Source organism: Vibrio sp. 1288 (assembly GCF_033344475.1).
The window spans coordinates 1-533 of sequence record NZ_JAWPOX010001051.1 but is presented as its reverse complement, the minus strand read 5'-3'; the positions used below and the strand labels follow the sequence as shown (position 1 = coordinate 533).

The window sequence follows — 533 nt, the reverse complement described above, 5'->3', positions numbered from 1 at the left end:
ATGCAGCAAATGGCAGACAAAGAGCGTGACAACGACATGGAAGCACTCTTCGGCGAGAAGAAAAAGTGGTAATATCCACACCAGCTTTTCGCCCTATCCGATTAAAGGCTGCGTTTGCAGCCTTTTTTCTATCCAGATTTCCGTTTTACTCATGCTCTGGATGAACCAAATTTGAACGTAACGTACTAAAAATAAAATGATTAATCTCGACGCCTATCAAGATCTTCTTGCTCCTATCAATCAATTTCTGCAATGCAGCACACCCAACGAATGGGTTGAAGAAGCAAAGAAACCAAAAAACTTGCAAACCATTTTATTGGATCACTTACTGTGCGAGCTGAAAGCAGGTCAGTCAGCCATGTTCTTGATCCGCAAATACGCAGTAGATAAAGACAGTTCACATGCCTTACTTGACTGGTTCAAACCGTATGAAGATTTCGCTTACCGAAAAATCGGCTCATTAGAGACATTAAAAGGTAAGAGCAATATTTCGAAAGCCATCATGGCAAAATCGGATTCGCCGTATAGCCAAG

1 protein-coding gene is annotated in these 533 nt (G+C 41.7%); it reads left to right on the top strand.

Features of this window, described 5'->3' with window-relative positions; translation table 11 throughout:
- Positions 1-196 precede the first annotated feature (196 nt).
- Positions 197-533: tRNA isopentenyl-2-thiomethyl-A-37 hydroxylase MiaE (gene miaE / locus R8O11_RS30855; protein ID WP_318195341.1), on the top strand; the 337-nt coding region annotated here is incomplete at its 3' end.